The following is a 3,382-nucleotide window of genomic DNA, read 5'->3' on the forward strand; positions in this document are numbered from 1 at the left end:
TCCGTTAGGCTCCACCAGGTGCTTCTTTGGTGCGCTAACGCCCGTTGGGCTGCTTGAGCGCAGTCTTTCAAGAAGTCCTCGCGATCTGACAAGTTTGCATCCAGTCGCATGATTGGCTGCAATTGACATTGTAAAGGAAGAATTTGACCGGCTCCTCATAAGCTTTCAGGTCAGGTTCGAGAAGATATTGTCTGACAAAGTAAAAATCAGACGTAGGCCCGGCGGATACCTCTTTCCATCCCCCGGATAAGCCTGCGTATGAGTTTTGCTGAGAAACGATCAAGCGTTGAAGGGCTTCTGACGGATGCCTTGGCGTAGAGAGGCGATGAAGGACGTGGCAAGCTGCGATAAGAACCGGGGAGGCGCTAGCACCCTTTGATCCGGTTATTTCCGAATGGGGAAACCCACCTTTGCGGTCTTCCAACTCTGCTTTTCGGAGCAGCGATTGGTGGATCGCTAAAAGGTACAATGACCTGAATACATAGGGTTCATTGAGCGAACCCGGGGAACTGAAACATCTCAGTACCCGGAGGAAAGGACATCAACCGAGACTCCCGTAGTAGTGGCGAGCGAACCGGGACCAGGCCAGTGCTCTTGTGAAATAAAGTCGAACGGAATGGAAAGTCCGGCCATAGCGGGTGACAGCCCCGTAGACGTCAAACAGCAAGAGACTCGAGTAGGGCGGGACACGTGAAATCCTGTCTGAACATGGGGGGACCACCCTCCAAGCCTAAGTACTCCTCTACGACCGATAGTGAACAAGTACCGTGAGGGAAAGGTGAAAAGCACCCCGACAAGGGGAGTGAAACAGATCCTGAAATCGGAAGCCTACAAGCAGTCGGAGCCGCCAAGCGCGGTGACGGCGTACCTTTTGTATAATGGGTCAGCGACTTCATATGTCGAGCAAGCTTAAGCCGTTAGGTGTAGGCGCAGCGAAAGCGAGTCTGAATAGGGCGCTAAGTTCGACGTATGACGACCCGAAACCAGGTGATCTATCCATGAGCAGGATGAAGGTAAGGTAACACTTACTGGAGGTCCGAACCCGTGAATGTTGAAAAATTCTGGGATGACTTGTGGATAGGGGTGAAAGGCCAATCAAACCTGGACATAGCTGGTTCTCCGCGAAATCTATTTAGGTAGAGCGTCCGACGAATACCTTGGGGGGTAGAGCACTGGATGGTTGCGGGCTGCGCGAGCGGTACCAATACTAACCAAACTCCGAATACCCAAGAGTACTATCGGGCAGACACACGGCGGGTGCTAACGTCCGTCGTGAAAAGGGAAACAACCCTAACCATCATCTAAGGCCCCCAAGTCATGGCTAAGTGGGAAACGATGTGGGATTGCTTTGACAATCAGGAGGTTGGCTTAGAAGCAGCCATCCTTTAAAGAAAGCGTAACAGCTCACTGATCAAGCGATCCTGCGCGGAAAATGTAACGGGGCTAAAGCCATGCGCCGAAGATATGGGTTTGCAGTTTACTGCAAGCGGTAGCGGAGCGTTCCGTAAGCCTGTGAAGGTCAACCGTGAGGTTGGCTGGAGGTATCGGAAGTGAGAATGCTGACATGAGTAACGATAAACAGTGTGAGAAACACTGTCGCCGAAAGACCAAGGGTTCCTGCGTAAAGCTAATCTGCGCAGGGTTAGTCGGCCCCTAAGGCGAGGCTGAAAAGCGTAGTCGATGGGAAGCAGGTAAATATTCCTGCACCAGCTGGAAGTGACGGATGGCATAAGTCGTCGGGGCTTATTGGATTGTTCCCGGCGGTGGCGTTGTCCCTGGAAATAACTCCAGCAGAGACCGTACCCGAAACCGACACAGGTGGTCAGGTAGAGTATACCAAGGCGCTTGAGAGAACTGTGCTGAAGGAACTCGGCAAATTGCACGCGTAACTTCGGAATAAGCGTGACTCACCCTGGGCAACCAGGACTGAGTGGCACAAGCCAGGGGGTAGCGACTGTTTAGCAAAAACATAGGGCTCTGCGAAGCATCAATGCGACGTATAGGGTCTGACGCCTGCCCGGTGCCTGAAGGTTAAAGGGAGGAGTGAAAGCTCCGAACTGAAGCCCAGGTAAACGGCGGCCGTAACTATAACGGTCCTAAGGTAGCGAAATTCCTTGTCGGGTAAGTTCCGACCTGCACGAATGGCGTAACGACTTCCCCACTGTCTCCAGCACAGGCTCAGTGAAATTGAATTCCCCGTGAAGATGCGGGGTTCCCGCGGTCAGACGGAAAGACCCTATGAACCTTTACTATAGCTTCGCCTTGGCGTTAGCGACCGTATGTGTAGGATAGGTGGGAGGCTATGAAACCGGGGCGCCAGCTCTGGTGGAGCCATCCTTGAAATACCACCCTTACTGTCGTTGACGTCTAACCGAGGGCCGTTATCCGGTCCCGGGACATGGCGTGGTGGGTAGTTTGACTGGGGCGGTCGCCTCCCAAAGTGTAACGGAGGCGCGCGATGGTTAGCTCAGACCGGTCGGAAATCGGTCGTCGAGTGCAATGGCATAAGCTAGCCTGACTGCGAGACTGACAAGTCGAGCAGAGACGAAAGTCGGCCATAGTGATCCGGTGGTCCCGCGTGGAAGGGCCATCGCTCAACGGATAAAAGGTACTCTAGGGATAACAGGCTGATTTTGCCCAAGAGTCCATATCGACGGCAAAGTTTGGCACCTCGATGTCGGCTCATCACATCCTGGGGCTGGAGCAGGTCCCAAGGGTACGGCTGTTCGCCGTTTAAAGTGGTACGTGAGCTGGGTTCAGAACGTCGTGAGACAGTTTGGTCCCTATCTGCCGTGGGTGTTCGAAGCTTGAGAGGATCTGTCCCTAGTACGAGAGGACCGGGATGGACATACCTCTGGTGGACCTGTCATGGCGCCAGCCGTGCAGCAGGGTAGCTAAGTATGGAATAGATAACCGCTGAAAGCATCTAAGCGGGAAACTAACCTCAAAACAAGGCTTCGCTGAGGATCGTGGAAGACTACCACGTTGATAGGCCAGGTGTGGAAGCGCGGTGACGTGTGAAGCTTACTGGTACTAATAATCCGATCGGCTTGATCGTTTCTCAGCAAAACTCATTCGGTTTTTACTTGCCGAAATCAAAGACAATATCTTCTCATTCATGTGTGTCGGGTTGACCCGGTGGCTCTGTCGGAGGTTCCCCACCCGATCCCATTCCGAACTCGGTCGTTAAGCCCTCCAGAGCCGATGGTACTTCGTCTTAAGGCGCGGGAGAGTAGGTCGTCGCCGGGTCTACCCGACACACATGAATGATATCTCGAACCCTTCTTCCTTTACTCACCGCCTTGCCGCGGGATGGAGCAGCCCGGTAGCTCGTCAGGCTCATAACCTGAAGGTCGCAGGTTCAAATCCTGCTCCCGCACCC

2 tRNA genes and 2 rRNA genes (1 of these 4 only partly in view) are annotated in these 3,382 nt (G+C 53.6%); all 4 read left to right on the plus strand.

From position 1 onward, the window contains the following. Positions 1-17 (plus strand) — tRNA-Ala (locus D1604_RS14885) (it extends 59 nt beyond the left edge of the window). A 260-nt stretch (positions 18-277) separates the two neighbouring features. Then, positions 278-3,058, plus strand: a 23S ribosomal RNA gene (locus D1604_RS14890). Positions 3,059-3,134: 76 nt separating this feature from the next. Further along, positions 3,135-3,249 (plus strand): 5S ribosomal RNA (gene rrf / locus D1604_RS14895). A gap of 57 nt (positions 3,250-3,306) precedes the next feature. Continuing rightward, a tRNA-Met gene (locus tag D1604_RS14900) sits at positions 3,307-3,380 on the plus strand. The last annotated feature ends 2 nt before the right edge of the window (positions 3,381-3,382 follow it).

The organism is Brevundimonas sp. LPMIX5 (assembly GCF_003576505.1).
Taxonomy (GTDB): domain Bacteria; phylum Pseudomonadota; class Alphaproteobacteria; order Caulobacterales; family Caulobacteraceae; genus Brevundimonas; species Brevundimonas naejangsanensis.